At 38.7% G+C, this 17,110-nt stretch carries 16 protein-coding genes; 6 read left to right on the top strand and 10 right to left on the bottom strand.

Translation table 11 applies throughout. From position 1 onward, the window contains the following. Positions 1-41 precede the first annotated feature (41 nt). The gene (locus HMPREF0666_RS16875; RefSeq protein ID WP_083822498.1) at positions 42-392 is read left to right on the top strand and encodes a hypothetical protein; all 351 of its coding nucleotides are present in this window, start codon (positions 42-44) and stop codon (positions 390-392) included. A gap of 165 nt (positions 393-557) precedes the next feature. Here the strand turns inward: HMPREF0666_RS16875 and HMPREF0666_RS13740 are convergent, their stop codons facing one another. The 10 genes from HMPREF0666_RS13740 to HMPREF0666_RS13700 form a co-directional block, all read right to left on the bottom strand. Continuing rightward, positions 558-2,723: a TonB-dependent receptor gene (locus HMPREF0666_RS13740; RefSeq protein ID WP_009012969.1), complete on the bottom strand. Its 2,166-nt coding sequence runs from the start codon at positions 2,721-2,723 to the stop codon at positions 558-560. A 65-nt stretch (positions 2,724-2,788) separates the two neighbouring features. After that, positions 2,789-3,292: a hypothetical protein gene (locus HMPREF0666_RS18225; RefSeq protein WP_232214124.1), complete on the bottom strand. Its 504-nt coding sequence runs from the start codon at positions 3,290-3,292 to the stop codon at positions 2,789-2,791. Continuing rightward, positions 3,216-3,572: a hypothetical protein gene (locus tag HMPREF0666_RS18220; protein ID WP_009012967.1), complete on the bottom strand. Its 357-nt coding sequence runs from the start codon at positions 3,570-3,572 to the stop codon at positions 3,216-3,218. Before HMPREF0666_RS18220 ends, HMPREF0666_RS18225 begins: the two co-directional genes overlap by 77 nt. 45 nt (positions 3,573-3,617) lie before the next feature. Next, positions 3,618-4,070 carry a hypothetical protein gene (locus tag HMPREF0666_RS13730; RefSeq protein ID WP_230586368.1) on the bottom strand — a complete coding sequence of 151 codons (453 nt, stop codon included), beginning with the start codon at positions 4,068-4,070 and terminating at the stop codon, positions 3,618-3,620. Between the two features lie 77 nt (positions 4,071-4,147). Continuing rightward, positions 4,148-4,870 carry an ABC transporter permease gene (locus tag HMPREF0666_RS13725; protein ID WP_008449671.1) on the bottom strand — a complete coding sequence of 241 codons (723 nt, stop codon included), beginning with the start codon at positions 4,868-4,870 and terminating at the stop codon, positions 4,148-4,150. A gap of 147 nt (positions 4,871-5,017) precedes the next feature. Further along, positions 5,018-5,884 carry an ABC transporter ATP-binding protein gene (locus HMPREF0666_RS13720; RefSeq protein WP_232214123.1) on the bottom strand — a complete coding sequence of 289 codons (867 nt, stop codon included), beginning with the start codon at positions 5,882-5,884 and terminating at the stop codon, positions 5,018-5,020. Then, the gene (locus tag HMPREF0666_RS13715) at positions 5,868-6,752 is read right to left on the bottom strand and encodes a SagB/ThcOx family dehydrogenase (protein WP_009012966.1); all 885 of its coding nucleotides are present in this window, start codon (positions 6,750-6,752) and stop codon (positions 5,868-5,870) included. The genes HMPREF0666_RS13720 and HMPREF0666_RS13715 overlap by 17 nt, the downstream gene beginning before the upstream one ends. A gap of 4 nt (positions 6,753-6,756) precedes the next feature. Continuing rightward, positions 6,757-8,052, bottom strand: coding sequence for a YcaO-like family protein (locus tag HMPREF0666_RS13710; protein WP_009012965.1), 1,296 nt, complete (start codon positions 8,050-8,052; stop codon positions 6,757-6,759). A 12-nt stretch (positions 8,053-8,064) separates the two neighbouring features. After that, a complete protein-coding gene (locus HMPREF0666_RS13705) occupies positions 8,065-9,024 on the bottom strand; it encodes a TOMM precursor leader peptide-binding protein (RefSeq protein WP_008449695.1) in 960 nt (319 codons plus the stop codon). Positions 9,025-9,633: 609 nt separating this feature from the next. Then, positions 9,634-10,179 (bottom strand): hypothetical protein, encoded by a 546-nt coding sequence (locus HMPREF0666_RS13700; RefSeq protein ID WP_009012963.1) that lies wholly within the window; start codon positions 10,177-10,179, stop codon positions 9,634-9,636. Positions 10,180-10,385: 206 nt separating this feature from the next. Here HMPREF0666_RS13700 and HMPREF0666_RS13695 point away from each other — a divergent pair, with 206 nt between their 5' ends. From HMPREF0666_RS13695 to HMPREF0666_RS13675, 5 genes are all read left to right on the top strand, one after another. Next, entirely contained in the window at positions 10,386-10,565 is a 180-nt protein-coding gene (locus tag HMPREF0666_RS13695) for a hypothetical protein (protein ID WP_009012962.1), read from the top strand. Between the two features lie 151 nt (positions 10,566-10,716). After that, positions 10,717-11,994 carry a radical SAM protein gene (locus HMPREF0666_RS13690; RefSeq protein WP_008449654.1) on the top strand — a complete coding sequence of 426 codons (1,278 nt, stop codon included), beginning with the start codon at positions 10,717-10,719 and terminating at the stop codon, positions 11,992-11,994. Positions 11,995-12,002: 8 nt separating this feature from the next. Then, the gene (locus HMPREF0666_RS13685) at positions 12,003-14,276 is read left to right on the top strand and encodes an outer membrane beta-barrel protein (RefSeq protein ID WP_009012961.1); all 2,274 of its coding nucleotides are present in this window, start codon (positions 12,003-12,005) and stop codon (positions 14,274-14,276) included. Beyond that, on the top strand, positions 14,277-16,466 hold the full coding sequence (locus HMPREF0666_RS13680; RefSeq protein WP_008449702.1) for a peptidase domain-containing ABC transporter: 2,190 nt from the start codon (positions 14,277-14,279) through the stop codon (positions 16,464-16,466). Positions 16,467-16,483: 17 nt separating this feature from the next. After that, entirely contained in the window at positions 16,484-16,963 is a 480-nt protein-coding gene (locus HMPREF0666_RS13675) for a hypothetical protein (protein ID WP_008449756.1), read from the top strand. Positions 16,964-17,110: the final 147 nt, after the last annotated feature.

The raw sequence follows: 17,110 nt of genomic DNA, 5'->3' as shown, positions 1-17,110 counted from the left end.
GAGGTTCCAACAGCAGTTCCAGCAGGCTTTTCAAGCAAGAGCTGATCAAACTTTCCGAAGACCTCCATATTGACATAATAGTGGCGCACTATCCCCCGTACACGTCGAAGTGGAACCCCATTGAACACAGGCTTTTCTCTCAAATCACCAGAGTATGGAGTGGTATTTCCTTCGAGAGCGTTGAGCAGGCATGCGAACTTGCCGCAGAGGCCAGAACGAAATCCGGCCTTTGTGTCTTCACCAACATCAACAGAAAGAAGTACGACACTTCTCGTTGTGTGGATAGCAATTATGATGATGTCTGTCAACGGCATATTACCTTTGATGAAGAGCTACCGAAATGGAACTACAAGGTTTCATGGAGAGACAAAAAATACCAAGTTATTTTTTAAACGTTACTAAGTAATGATTAAAAATAACTTGGTACATTTTCGGAGCCGAGGCATCGGTCTTGAGCAGTGTATTCAATTGATGAAAAACTCCAGAAATGGAACTATATGGTTTCATGGAGAGAGAGAAAAAAATACCAAGTTATTTTTTATCATTACTAAATGGTTTTAAAAACGAAGTTGCATTCCCGTGTAGATGGAACGTCTGTTATAGTGTCTGTATCCTGTTATCGTAGAATAGTCTTCGCTGAACATTATGGCGCTTTCATTCTTGATGTCAAAGATGTTGTTGACAGTCAGAAAGAATATTAAATTGGATGATTTTAAGGTCAGCACTTTGTTGTAAGAGAAGTCAACGCTGCAATATCCTGAATATTGTTTCACATTATAATCGCCATATAAAGGTTTGTATGCCCCTGTTTCATTTATCTCGGCATTTATTATCGGGCTATAATAAAGCCCGGGCCGGGTTAAGCAAGACAGTGAGACAGTGCCTGCTTTCTTATGATAGTAAGAAATAAACGCTTTTATTAAATAGTCCATCCGGTTGTACGAGTTATACCATTTGCCCCCATTTCTGAATTTGGAATAGAGATAAGTGTATGCAAGTGAACCTGTCAAATTTTCGTATTTCTTACTCATACTGATTTCCGCTCCCCATATTTTTCTTAATAATCTTTCGGAAGTATCTGTTTCAGAAAAGTTTTCCTTCAGATTTTCTTTCTTATGATATGTAGCCAACCGGAGATTGAAATCATTTCTCGAAAATGAATACTCCAATGAATACTGCCTCGTTGATATGGAGGAAAACTCCTGTGTGTTGTAATATGGGGTTGCATATCCGTTATACTTCCCTAAAGAGGCCAATATAGAATTATAATTATTGAATGAATATTTTATGTTCGTTTGATAAGACCAATATCCGGATTGTTCCTTGACAGGTATATTTTTTCTGATTCCTACACCTAAAGTTAATTCGTTAAAGATCTGCACTCTGTTATACAGATAAAATTCGAGGTTGTTGTTTGATATACTGTTTTCAAAATAATAACTTGGGTTTTCAGGTTTTACCGCAAAATAATACTTTGGAAACCGGCTCCGGTAATTTTGCTTGGTATATTCATGTGAAAAACCGGATTGTAAATTCCATGACGGAGTGAAATAATATTTGAAATCGAAGTTACTGTATACATAGCAGTTCTTTTGCTTGGATAAAATATTGCCAAATTTAAAGTCCTCGTTTGAAAAGTCTGTGCCATTGTTTATTGAGATAAATCCTTTGCCCAATTTGTATTTGAAATTCAGAATATTGAAATTTCGTCTTTTACCTGCATCCACTGTCCCTGAAAAAGTATAAGAATAATCATTAGCCAGATACTTTTCATTAATAAAATAGGAATAAAGATTGATGCTTAACCTTTTGGTTAATTCTGTATGAAAATTCAAACCGGTATCTTCTGATGAAAATTTATTAATATCCTTATTATTTGCATTGACCCATAAATAAGGTTTAGAAAATTGATAATTTCCATATATCTGAAGAAAACTTTTTTTATTAATGGGCTGAGAGTGGAGGAAACCGATATTTGCAAGTGATAGAGAGAGAGCCGTTTCGCTTGCTGACAACTTCTTTATTGTGCCTATCTCTACCAGGCCCGCAGTTGCATTGCTGTAGACCAATGGGGGATTACTGGCATAGACGTTTTGCTCTTCTATCATTTCTGTATTGAACAGACTGAAATTTCCGATTCCATTTATCTGGGAATTGCGTACGGGTTTATATACCGGTACTTCATTTAACATCACTCTTGACATATCGCCGGCACTTCCTCTCAATTCGACATTGGCACTTTCTGATACATTGGTGGATGCAGGAAGGACAGTGACCATTTTCAATGCGTCACCGGCAGAAGAAGGGGTATTATAAATATCAAATTTAGAAACTTCTTTTATTGAGAATTCTCTTGATAAAGATGGATTAGCCATAATCACTACTTCTACAAGCATCTGTTGATCTTCTTCCATAACGATTGATATCTCTTTGCTTGTATCTAAGTGCACTGTTGGAATGATTTTGGTTTTCAGACCTAAAAAAGAGATGATCAACGTATCATTGTTGAAACTATGGCTTTGACACCGGAGAATAAAATATCCATTTATATCAGAAATGGTTCCCTTATCAGGTTCTTTTTTCAGATAGACATTGGCCGCCAATATAGGTTCACCTTTCTTATCTGTTATTTTTCCCTGTATATTCGCATCCTGCGCATATATATATGATGACCTGATTAAAAACAGGAGAAACAAACTGAATAAATGGAAGTCTATTCTCATGTTCGATCGGATATTTAGCTATTTATAAATCGTTTGATTTTATCTTACCTATGTAGGTGGAGGGTTTATTTATTGATTATTTTTTTGTACTCACCAATAAAGTAACTGTTCGGGTATTCTTTTTCCGCCATTTGTACATATTTCCTGGCTTCGTTCATTTTTTTGTTCTGGATGTAATATCGGATTAATAGTTCGAAAGCATATTCTCTTCCCCAAGTAGGCAGATATGGGTTTTTTATGCTTTTAGGCACTGTTGAAATAGCTTTTTTCAAATAATACTCCACTTTTTTCCCACCACCGAAACTCGCGGGTGTATAGAAATCATTGCTGCCCAGAACGTACCATCCTCTCAGATTCGTTGAATCAAGCTTCAAAGCTTTCTCTGCATTTCTTGTGATTTTAGATGAAAGGACTCCGGCGGCCATTCCTGAAGTGAATTGTATATAAAAACTTTGGGTCAGAGCCAGCAATGCATAATCTTCCGAGTTCTTGTTATTCATTTTTTCCAGAGTTATATATGCCTCTTTGATAGCTTTTTTTGCTTTTGTCTTTATCTCCCAGCTTTGCATAAAAGACGCTTTTATAATAATTGACGTAAGATTTCCAATAAAGTACGATGTTATTTTGACTTTTCAGTTTATTTAGCTTTTGGGAAATACTGTCAAGAGGAGAAACGGAATTCCGGGCGAAACAGTTGTTCATGGCTGTCTCGATTTTGTCTTGGATGCCATTTAATATATTCTCTGGAGTTCCGACAGAAGAATTACGGTTCATACCGGTTGCATGCGTACTTGTAGTGATAGTTGCAATGGCAAAGAAAGTAACAAACAAAACGATAAACTTTTTCATATTTTTTCTTTTTAACGAGTTGATAAATTAAAGATATATGTCAATTCACAGGATGATAGAAGGTAAAAGGTGAGGTGATAATAGAGCAATCACCACAAATACCCAGCCTACGAACTGCAAATACCATATATTGCTATACATATATTTTTGAATAATAAATGAACGGTTAGCCTCTATTTCTTTGTAAGTTAATTTGTTACCTACTTTGAGTTGTAATTTTAACCATTTCATGTATTTGTAATAGCAAAATAATTTTGTGTAATCCGAGAAGAATGGATTCGTTTCGAAAATCAGTTGAGTGGCGAATGCCATATAAACCGGATAAGGGACTTTGAACATACTTCCGTAAATCATTAGCATAACGAATAAGAACCATGTCATAGCATTGCCGCTTATCAGGAATAAAAAATTCTTTTTATTAGACACTTGTGCGTTGATGACAGAAACATAAATATGAGGCAGAGGTTTCCAAGTGCCCCCTATTTTGTCTATTTTCATATTTACGGCCTTTGCTGTCAATACATGAGCCAGTTCGTGGAGCATCATCAGGATAATGAAAGTAATTATAAATGTGATCATTGTTTACTCCTTTTTACTTGAAATCTTTTGAAACAAAAATAGAAAGCTATCATGAAAGCCGCGGCCCACAAAGCCAAATACAATGTATAGGTATAATCACCTCTGAGAACTTTCAACACGGGCGTAATCGGGGAGAATTCCACAATGCCTTCGAATACGGGATTTATTTCTGTCATCGGATAAAATGTGTCACTTAAAAATATCAGTCCAAAATAGATGATGTTGATTAATCCTTTTTCGCTTTCAGCTTTCATGTTGGTGAAAGAGAGCAGTAAGCCCAAGAAAGAAAACTCTATTAATCCCAATATTGATCCTGACAGTATGGAAAGGTATTGCGGCACGTTTAATGTCACGCCAAATATGGCTCTACCTAATATAAACAGTATTACAAAAGAAAACAGGATGTAAATCATCCGGCTGAATACCAAACTGATAATATGAGTAATGATGTTGTAAGGCATTACTTTTATGAACTTCATGACTCCTGATGTGTAATACTGTTTGATAACCCCGCCAATAGCGAATAATCCGTCACTGGCTATGGTCATAGCGCAAATTCCCGTCAGCAAGAATACACAATATTCTTTGTTGTTGATTCCCCATATACTGGAAAATATAAGGAAAATAAATGCCGGAAATATCACCGTAAAAAATACGGCTTGCTTGATTCTCATGGAAGAAAGCAATTGATAATAGATTGAAGCTATGAGTACTTTCATCTTTCTGATTTTGTTAAGTAATGATTAAAAAATAACTTGGTACATTTTCGGAGCCGAGGCATCGGTCTTGAGCAGTGTATTCAATTGATGAAAAACTCCAGAAATGGAACTATATGGTTTCATGGAGAGAGAGAAAAAAATACCAAGTTATTTTTTTATCATTACTAAAATTTGATATATATCCTCTAACTCAACAGGCATAAGTGAAAAATTGTAGGTTCGGGTCTGAACCTTTTGTAATGTTTTGGTATCTTCTCTCTTCAAGTATATTTTGAGGAATTTATCATCTGGGATGACCAATACATTTTCATCATTTTCAAAAGGATCAGTGCCGGACAGTTCTTTAGAGATGACAATCTTTTGCTGATATGCCGACTCATTTATCAATTCCTGCGGGCTCAATGCTTTCGAGATAATTTTCCCTTCGTAGATAAAATAGATTTTGGTTGCATATTTTCCGGCTTCTTCCCAAAGATGTGTCGTGAACAGGACACCCCGGTTTTTGCTTTTGAAAATATTCCTCCAGATAACCTCCCTTATCATCGGATCGAGATCGGCGGTCGGTTCATCCAGAATCAACAATGACGGGTTATGTAATACGGACAAAAAAATGGCAACCCTTTTTCTTTCCCCTTTTGAAAGTTGATAAAAGAACCTATTCTTTATCTTATCTAATTCAAGGAAATCGTAGATGTCTCGTGGCAATTCCGATATGTTATAGATTCTTCGAGTGAATCCGATTATTTCTTTGACTTTTAACATGGGGAAAATAACCGGATTATCCCAAAGCACACCAATATTCTGTTTGTTCTGGTCGAAGTTGCCTTTTCCGAAAAATGCGAAATTGCCGGATGAACATTTCATCATATTACACAACAACTCAATGAATGTTGTCTTTCCGGAACCGTTCTGTCCTAATAGAGCTACAATTTCTCCAGGATTAACTTCCAGCGATACATTGCGCAGGATGGAAGTACCCTGAATCGAAAAAGAAATATTATTTGCTTGTAACATTGTCATCTTGAACCTCCTTGTTTTTTCCAATTACAATCACATTTTGCACAGTTTCAAAGGTTCCGTCAGCAGAGAGGATCTGGTTGATGTTGTCATCAACGTAGCTTCCCAGAACGCAAGAGCCAAGTTCGAGAAATTCGGCGAGTAACGAGATGTTCTGAGTTAAAAATCCAACTTCCTGAAGTATAAATCGGTAGCCTCTGTCGCCATATTTGATAAGTACTCTCTCAAAGAAGGACGTGATGAAGAACACGCAACTACAATGTTGCAAATCCACGAAAGGTTCTGCTACGAGATTTTCTCTTAAATATTCCATATAATCTTCTTCTTTGATGAATTCGAGAACTGACTTATTGGGGCTATAATGGTAAATTCCTTTAGGCAATACACTTGTATTCAAATATACGTATAATTCAAGTGGATATAAGGCACCTGCAGATGGAACCGTTCTGAATCGTAACGTAGCTTCTGATTCTTTATTAAAGTCTTCTCCGCTAATTCCATAGCTATAATGGCAGAGTAGCGCCAGCTCGTTGAGCGAAATGGAGTAAGGAGAATAGGCTCTTCCGGAACGGCGCTTAGCAAGGATATTGAATAGATTGGTTTTTTCACTACCAGGCATCTCTTTGAGATAAGGTTTCAAATCATACTCTTTGCTGGTGGGAAACACTTTATACGGTTGGCACGAGCGTTGGTGGACGTATTTATTGGAGAAACTTTGGATACTTTCAACTTGTTTGCGAATCAGAAACTTATCAAATTTCACATTCTCGTTAAAAATCAAAGCCAACGATTCACCAAAATTTTTAGCTCCATATAGTCCTGAATCTAAGCTTGCTATTAATGCTTTTGATTTTATTGTTTTCATATTATTAAGGGAATGGATGTGGATATACATTTAATTCTTCAAAAGGATAGCATTTGTAGCCTAGTTCCTGCGGTATCGTATATAGTCTTTTTCCGCCCAGGAAATAAAAGGAATACGCACCACCCATTTGTATTAATTGAGGAACGATAACCCTCAGACAATAGAAGCCTGCCTGATTTACATCAGGAGTCGTGATGTCTTTTACTAATACATTGTAACCTTTGGACTTCAGTACGCTGGTAATGTGCCGGATGTTCTCTTTGGTTGAGCGTGCAGACTCTTCAAGAAAATCAATCTTTCTGGTCGGCTTTGTTTCCGTCCAGATTTTGAAGACCTCGCACAGTTCTGGTTTTTTTATATATAGTATAGAATGGTCTTCGAAATCCAGTAATGTATGAAAGTTTTCAGAAGGCTGCCAATTCTTTTTCTCTCCTAACAAATATCTGAAATAGCTGACGCTTTGCCCCATTTCGAGAATAACTTTCTTCAATGCTTCGCCATAGGTGTCTCTTGTCGCAGTGCCTACGGCTACAAATTTACCATATTCGGCTTCACCGAAACAGATACCATAAACTGTCGGAATACCTAAATCGTAAGTTATATCCATAAAATGCCACTCGTAGCTTGCTGGAAAACGCTCATGGATAAAATGGCTGATATCCTCGTCTATAATAATTTTTGGAGCGCTTATTTTCTGCCACCAAGTGAGAGAAAACGAATCTCTTTCAATGACTTCATGTAATGCAACCAGCAAAGCCTTGTCCCAATTCGTATGTGCTGCCAAGCCTGTTGATGTACTTACATTTATCCATTGCTTTTCACATGACCAGGGAAGATAGATGCATGCTCCGGGAACCCAGGTTTCTTTCCCATTAGTAATATCCATGCATTTATCCCAATGTAATTCGATATTCTCGTCGAACCGATGGAGAGGATAATTTTCCTGGGCATATTGCTTCTCATGGAACAAGGCATATTCCGAGGGCGGTATAGCGTGTACTTTTAGATTTTTATAAGAACTTAGGATCATATTCTCTTTATTGTAGAATACGGGGCAATACCTTTCTACCGTTTCACCTAAAGTTCCCATAAATGACTTTTGCAGATCAAAGTTACATCCGCTACTTCTTCCTTCATACTTTTCTGCTCCGAAAGCCAGAGTGTTGCTGGGCCAAATACCAAAGCTTACAAGTTTAGGATCGTAATTGAGCCTGGGTAATTTGGATACATGATTTACGATTCCAAACTGATTGGAAATCAGCATTGTACCTTTAATCAGAGAGTTGTTGACTGCATCCATTGTTTTTTTATGTTAAAGAGTTACTGATTCGAGCCACGGAGCCGGATTATAATCCAATGCTGGTTTACATACATGACAAATCGGAGCTTTTATAAAAGTATGCTTTTCTACTTCATAATTGGACGGATTTATCAATATACAACACTTCCAAGTTTCCGGGGGATACCAGGCATAAAGAAACTTCAGCATATCTGCAATTACAATAGCGGAAGCCATATCCTTTACTACCGGTTGGATATTCAAGTCTGGTTTTGCTGATGCTTTCTCTGTTTCAAGGTATTTAACGTAAGAGTCATTGAAGTTGATGAATTCGTCATTGCTCCTTATTCTATTTTTGTAACAATCATAACATCCTGTGTATTTGCCGTGGAAAATCGGCCCAATACTGAATTTTCCAGAGAAAGTCAGTCCTTCAATCAATAACCATGGTTTGCTGTGTTTCAATGCCTTCTCGTTGATAATGTGCATTTTGTACGGATTCCAAGTCAAAGAATCAACAATGATAAAATCGCTGTTACAGAGGATTGACTCAATTGTTTCATCCGACAATTCATCTATTGAGTAGATAACAAAATGTTCTATGTTATATTCGGATGATTTCTCTTTCACTTGGTTGCCAAAATCTGTATTGCCAATATAAGCAATCTTCATTTCTGAAACCGGTTTGTGATTGACTTCATTATATATATCAGAAATAACAGTGGCACCTTCTGCTTCGAAATTCAGTTCATCTAGAATTCCACATTCTTGTAACTCTTTTACTACATCCAAAAGTTTGTTATAGTCAGCCTTATTTAATAGTTTTTGGATTGTTGAAAAAGATATTTTATCCCGTGTATCGTACAATCTGATCAAGTCTTTAAAAATCAGTTCTTTTTCGGAATCTGTAAATTCTATGGTTGTTGTATCTGTTTTGGTTCTTACTTGATACAGTTTATTGTCATTATCGAAGAATATATCAAATTGTTTCATTGTTTTTTAATTTAATGGGTAAAATCGAAACCAGCTATCTTCCGCTTCTTCCTTTCGTGATGAATCGAAAGATAGTCTGGCTTCAAAAACAGACTTGTTGATTTTTGATAGTTGTTTGAATAACTGCTAAAATCTCATTCTGCGTAACAGATAAATGTGAATAATCGTACCATAAACTAATAATCGTAGTATATGTGTGTGATTTCACAACAACCTCGTTTTTAATGATTTAGAGAATAGCTGACTCAAAACGAGCTACACTCATTTGGCTACTATTAGGCTACAGCAGCCTGTTCCATGGATGCACTGGAGGAGAAAAGTGACCAGCAGCAGCAACATGAATTGCAATTACAGCAACAACCTGAAGCAACAACTTTAGCTGCATAATTTGTGTGGCTTAGTAGTTTTTTCGTTTTCATAATTGTATTATTTTAAAGAAACCTACTCGTAAGCTTTTCGGTATCCGCTCCTGTTTACACAGCCAGGACTGTTTCATATATTTCATTTACAAAATACACATATATAATGTGTGGCAAATATATGGAAATTCTTCGAGATATGCAAGGATTTCTCAAAAAAATAAGCGCCACAGCTTGTTTTTAGTAATGATTAAAAAATAACTTGGTACATTTTCGGAGCCGAGGCATCGGTCTTGAGCAGTGTATTCAATTGATGAAAAACTCCAGAAATGGAACTATATGGTTTCATGGAGAGAGAAAAAAATACCAAGTTATTTTTTATCATTACTAAACAAGGGGTCAACGAGGCATGTATCATTTGCTTACATAAAGAGGTATTTATTGAAAAGTCAAAATGCAAGACAGAGGACTCTATACGGGCATAGTTTTTTTGTAACGCGAAATACGATTTAAGAATATTGCTCAAATAGCTTAACTGCCTTTCATCAAGTATATTATCAATTCTTCCTCCGTTATCTCTAAATCTTTTTTGTTGTAGAGTTGAAAAAATAGATGGTGATATATATAGAAAAGTATATTGACAGAAATCAATCAGAACTATTTTTCCATATCCAAGCCTATCAGTAGCTTGGGCACTTTTTATATAAGGAGAATAATCACTGGTGGCTTGACTCCGGATACTCTGTGTGTTGTCGTCTGCCTCTTTTAACCCTTTTAAAATATCGAAAATCGTCATTCTATGGAGTTTTTTACGTGTTCACGTTTTTTGACTATATAATGTTACATGAAAGATTATATATTATCATACAAAAGTATGATTTTGCAAGGAAACCTGCAAGAAAACATCGAAATTATTTGAACTCAACTATATATTTTTCTAATTTTGACGACAAAAGAATGCAATGCCTGAAGCAGTAAGAAGGCGATTAAATGTTACATTAAATGAAAAACCAAAAACTTTTTTCAGTTGAGGAATTATCCTTAATGGAGTCGCTTGAAGTCAAGGGTGGAGCTTCTGAAATGGCAGCCTCTCAGACAGGATGTTCTAACAATGTTGCCGGATGCGGATGTGATGTTATTATTGTGACAGATCAATCTCAACCGGGGGTACAACATGCTTAATGAACAGTTCTACATCATTTCAACGTGTACCTGAAGGTATTTCGTGGTAGATGATAATGAAACTTCAACACTTTAAGAGCCATATCGTTCATTACCATACTTGATATGGCTCTTTTATTTTTTACGGGATGTTAATTAAGTATTGTAATATATGAAAGCAAGTAATTATAACTATATAATATACCAAAATAACCAATCTTATTGGTACAATGGGCTTGAACACACTTATTTTAAGCTTCCCAAGGATTTAGGGTTAAAAATAGAGAGGCTACTCACAGACAAAGAAAGAATTGAGTTCATCCCTAAAGTTCTAAAAGACAAGCTATCAGCAAGTGGTTTCATTGTGCCGGATAATACTGATGAGCTTTCAATAATTAGGAAAAGATATTGTGATTCAGTAAACAAGAAGAACTATCTGTTAATCATTCTACCAACCTTGGATTGCAACTTTAAATGTTGGTATTGCATACAAAATCATATACCTTCAAGAATGTCGAAGAGTACAATGGAGAATGTGATGACACACATCAAATATATGATTGATGTACAGAATATAGAATCACTTCAAATCGAATGGTTTGGTGGTGAACCGTTAATGTACTTAAAACAAATTATAAAGCCAATATGTGAATTCGCACAAAAAGAATGTGAGAAAAAAGGTGTAAAATATTCAACAACAGCTACATCAAATGGTTACTTCATTTTCCCCAAAAACATTCCATTAATTCAAAAACTTGGCATGACGCGGTTTCATATTACATTAGATGGACCCAAACAGAACCATGATAAAGTAAAATATCAGAAAGGTTGTGATTCTGCATTCGATCATGTTCTAAACAACATCAACCAATTGCTCAGCAATACAAAGGCTGTTAATATTCTATTGAGAATTAACTATACTGACGAGAATCTAAATTATGAAATAGTAGATCAAATCAACCATCACATTACAATGGCTAATCGGGGAAGAATAACGATTACCCCCAAAAAAGTATGGCAAGAAAAGGTAAGGAAAGATAGATATAAAGACATCGGAGAACTTCTTAATTTATTTGAACAATCTGGTTATAACACAATACGTCTGGACGTTATCACAAACTTCGTTCCATGTTACGCTAGTCGTAAGTATTATAATGCCATTAATTTTAATGGTGATGTTATAAAATGTACGGCATGCAATGATTTGTATGAGAACAAAACTCATGGCATTATTCAAAACGATGGTTCTATTTCTTGGAACATGGATTTTATCAGAAAATATGAGGTGAAATCCTTTGAGAATAAACGGTGCTTACAATGCAAACAACTTCCAATTTGTATGGGGGTGTGTCCAAGGGATAATGAATATGTAAATGCGTGTAAATTCGATGGAATGGATATCAATTTGGAAGATTCGATGGTAAATTACATTGATTCAATGTGTAAATAATTTATATTATGGTGGCAAGAATTTTCACAACGTTATGGTTTGCCTTTGTAGTCTCGTTGATAAGCAGCAACGCACAGAACAGGATATACGGTACGGTGACCGATCCGTCTGGCTGTCCATTAGCCGGCGTTGACTGCGTATTGGCCAGCTTATCTGACACGGCAGCCATTGCTCACACGTTGACGGATTCAAAAGGAACCTTCAGTTTGAATGTAGACGAAGACGGACAGTTCCTGTTGAAATTCTCTTGTTTAGGGTATCGGCCACAACAGCTAACGTGCAAGCGTGGCGATGTCGGAGTGGTCAAGCTGACAGAAAGCATACAGAACCTTTCAGAGGTCACTGTGTCGGCTCAAGGGCTAAGAAGCTTCGGCAACGCAGACATCATCCTGTTAGACAGGCGTGCCAGACAGATGGGAAACAACGCTTTGGAGGCCATCAGTAGCCTGCCGCAATTCAGACTTTCAACAAACAGCGGTGAACTGCTGACGGCAGATGGTAAAATTGTCTTGGTGCTGATTGATGGAATCAGGAGGTCGGTACGTGAACTGATGCTGCTCAAAGCCGACGAAATAAAGACCCTGCACTACTATTCCAATCCGCCTGCAAGGTTTGCGCATGAGAAGATAGGTGCTGTATTAGATGTAGCGACTAAGCGCACCAACAAAAGGCACTATTCACTATATCTCGACACCAAAAACAGTATCACCACAGGATATGGTACCAACTTGATTTCCACCAGTTATAGCGATTCGCTCAACAAGGTGTCTGCGGCATATTTTCTGGACTACAGACATCTTGACCGGAACACCATGGAAAACCGTTATGTCTATCCGGATGTGACGAACGATTACAAGGGTCTGTCGGGTAAATACACTGGTACCTACCACATAGGACAATTATTCTATCAGCGTTTCCAAAACAGCAACCTTTTCAATATCACTTTAGAATATCGTAAGTTTCCGGCTACCCAGCAATACAGTCAACAGCTCTTGCGGACGGGTACATTGGAAGATGCCAACCACAGAAGGCTTCAAAGTGACTTTTCATCCATATCGGCCAACATCTACTTCGGACACACCTTCCGTAAAGGCAACAGTCTGTCGGTCAATGTGGTGAACACTTATTTCAAATCCAATTCGAACAATAATCTAACAAACACCTCGGGAACGGGAACGTTTACCAACGTCGTCGACAACAAGTCTTACTCGCTAATAGCAGAAGCACTTTATACTGACAAACTGTGGCAGGGAAATATACAGATAGGAGCCTACTATCAATACAAAAACCTGCGTCAGACAGACGGGGCATCCAATTTGTCGACAGTGAATACGCAAAAGGAATACCTATACGCCGACTACACCAATCAATGGGGGGCATTGTCCTACAACCTGGGAATCGGTGTGGAGAACAACCGATATAGAACTGCGACGAAGGCAATAGCCAACTACATCCTTATGCGGCCTTCTGTTTCTCTTAATTACCAGCTGCACAAACACAGTTCGCTACGCCTGACGTCGTCCATAGCATCTGCGGTTCCTAACGTCGGTCAGCTCACAGATAGTCGTACCGTCGTGGATGAACGATTCTATCTACAAGGCAACAGCAGTCTGAAGCCCTACCATTTCTACCGCACCGAACTTAGCTTCCAGTATGCGTCGGCCAATAATATCTGGTTTGTCAAACCTTCCGTCAGCCATGCCTACTATCCCAGCAAGAATATGACAGTTGTTTCCGCTGACGGTTCGGACTTCGTGAACCAGATTGTGGGCATCCGCCATGTCAACGAGTATGGCGCATCGCTTGTTCTGAGTTGCAGACCTTTCTCCTGGCTAACTTTGCAGCCTTACTATAACTATCTGTCTTCCAAATACAATACGCCTAATCAGCGTGTCAACCACAATCTGAACAATGTCGGAATCTCTTGTCAGGTGGTGGCAGGCAAGTGGCAGTTCATTACCAACCACAATCTACCGATGACCACTGTTGAAGGTGATGTCTTTGAGAAGATTGGGTATAATGCGAACGCATCCCTTACCTATAAATTAGGTGCAATCACCGTGGGTGCCATGTTCATTTACAATCCCGATCCTTCCAGGATTTATGCGGACACTCCTTCATTCCATTTCGTAGAAAAGACCCGATGGGGTAATTTCAAAAATCTTGTGGCACTGACTTTCGTCTATTCTTTGTCAAAAGGCAATTCACGAAGGCATCTGGGTAAAAACATTAATAATAGAGACAACGACTCCGGTCTTACCAAATACAACACAGCAAAATAAATGTCCTTTTATTTTTATAGGCAACATGACGCCATGCAGTGTGGGATTGCCTGCATGGCTATGGTCTGTAAGTATTATGGTAGAAAGTGTTCATTTGAAACTCTATCAAATACCTGTACTATAACCAATGAGGGTGTTTCAATGCAGGCTTTAAAACAATTGGCAGAAGCCTTAGGTTTTGATGTGCTATGTGGAAAAGCAAGCTTGTATCAAATAAAAGACATAAATTATCCTTGCTTACTCCATTGGAACCAAAATCATTTTGTTGTACTATACAAAGTTAAAAAGAACGGATTCTACATTGCAGACCCTGCAAAAGGGCATGTAAAATACGACCTCGAAGTATTTAAGAAGCATTGGGTCAGCACTCAATCGGACGGTGAGGAGAAAGGAATAGTCATGTTCTTGGAACCCACACCAGCATTTTATGAAAAGCAGATGGAGGAACAGCCAACAGAGGAACGCTCGTTCAGATTCCTCTTTGGCTACATCAAGCAATATCGCAAGTACTTCGGGCAGATTGTCTTAGGTTTGCTCGTGGGCAGTTTGTTACAGCTTATTCTGCCTTTCCTCACCCAGTCTATCGTGGATGTGGGCATCAAAAACCAGAATATCGGTTTTATATGGCTGATACTCTTAGGACAACTGATGCTTACCGTGAGCCGTACTGCCATCGACTTTATTCGCCGTTGGCTGTTGCTGCACATCTCGCTGCGCATCAACATCTCATTGGTAAGCGACTTCTTCATCAAGCTCTTAAAGCTGCCGATGTCATTCTTCGATACCAAACTGATGGGCGACCTCATGCAGCGTATGGGCGACCACAGTAGGGTGAACACGTTTCTGACGCAACAGACGCTCAGTATCGTGTTCTCACTCTTCACCTTTGTGGTGTTCAGCATCGTACTGCTATCCTATAATTGGCTCGTCTTTGCCATCTTCATGCTCGGCAGTCTGCTTTATGGCGGTTGGCTTGCACTCTTCCTCAGGCGCAGAAAGGTACTTGACTACGAACTCTTTGAGCAGCAAGCCATCAACAACAACAAGACCTACGAGTTTATCACCTCCATGCAGGAGATAAAGCTCCAAGACTGCGAGCAGCGCAGACGCTGGGAATGGGAGGACGTGCAGGCAGACCTCTTTGGAGTGCAGATGAAATCGTTGAAACTCCAACAGACACAAGAGGCAGGCAGCATCTTCATCAATGAACTGAAAAACATCGTCATCACGGTGGTCGCAGCAACAGCCGTCATTCATGGACAACTCACGCTGGGTATGATGCTTGCCGTGCAGTATATCATTGGGCAACTCAACTCACCTGTCGAGCAGTTGATGAGTTTCTTCTATTCGGTGCAGGATGTAAAGATAAGCCTTGAACGTATCAATGAAATCCACCGTATGGATGATGAGAACGGAAAGCAAGGATTGGAAACAGCAGTGAAAGAAGAAAACGAAGGCATAGACCTTGAAAACGTAAACTTCAAATACGACCCTCACGCACTGAAAACTATTATAGATGATGTTAGTCTCACTATCCCCAAAGGTAAGGTAACAGCCATTGTGGGCGCATCGGGCAGCGGTAAAACAACGCTCATCAAACTCATGTTAGGCTATTACCCCGTATTGGGAGGTCAAATAACTATTGGCGGAACAGATGTAAACGCACTTAATAAGAAATGGTGGCGCAGGCAATGTGGCGTGGTGATGCAAGACGGTGTGATATTCTCCGAGAGTATAGCAAGGAACATTGCCGTAGATGACGGCGAGATTGACAAGGAGCGATTGCAGAAAGCTGCTGAAATAGCTTGTATTCATGACTATGCAATGGGACTGCCCTTAAAATACAACACTAAGATCGGTCGCGATGGCGTTGGTTTGAGTCAAGGACAGAAACAGCGTATCCTGATAGCAAGGGCAGTGTATAAGAATCCCGACTATATCTTTCTTGACGAAGCCACCAACTCGCTCGATGCCAACAATGAGCGTATGATAGTAGAACATCTTGATGAGTTCTACAAAGGCAAGACGGTGGTTATCGTGGCACACCGCCTAAGTACGGTGAAGAATGCTGATCAGATAGTGGTATTGGATAAAGGCAAGGTGGTAGAAATTGGCAACCACGAAGCACTCACAGCAAAGCGGGGTGCATACTATAACCTCGTAAAAAATCAGTTAGAATTAGGCAACTAACAGCAGAAAGGAATATTATGGCAGACAACGAGATAGAACTCCGCAGCGAGAAAGTAAGGCATATCATTGGCGAGATACCGTCAAGGATTGTCCGTTATGGTATCACGATAATCACCATTGTGATATTGGGACTATTGGTGGGCGCATATTTTATACCTTATCCCGAAACCATCAGTGCAAAGGTGCAGATGACAAATGCCCATCAAGGCACAATAACCGTTCCCTATAAATACGTGAATACGATAGCAAGAGGAATGACAGCGAACATCGAAGTTGAGGGTTACGATGCAGAAACATACGGAGTTGCAAATGGTGTAATAACAGCCACATCGCATACACCCCGACAAACGGCAGAAGGCAGCGTATTCACGGCACAGGTAAGGATAACGGATTGCAGGTATAAAATTATCAGCGGAATGGTGGGCACGGCATCTATACTTATAAGCAATGAAAGCGTGCTCCAGAGGATAGTCAAGCAAATAACAAATAGCATATAATTCCCTTTTTAACCGTAATGAAGCAGTGAAAGAAGAAAGGCAAATGTAGTTACTGCGTAGTACAATTATTTTGAGCAGCCAACTACACGTTAATCCTTTCTCTTTCACCGCTTTAACTCTTATTGTAGTAATGTAGTAAGATATAAT

The sequence above is a fragment of the Prevotella sp. C561 genome, assembly GCF_000224595.1.
Classification (GTDB): Bacteria; Bacteroidota; Bacteroidia; order Bacteroidales; family Bacteroidaceae; genus Prevotella; species Prevotella jejuni.
The sequence above is the reverse complement of the archived record's forward strand: the minus strand, read 5'-3'. Positions and strand labels throughout refer to the sequence as shown.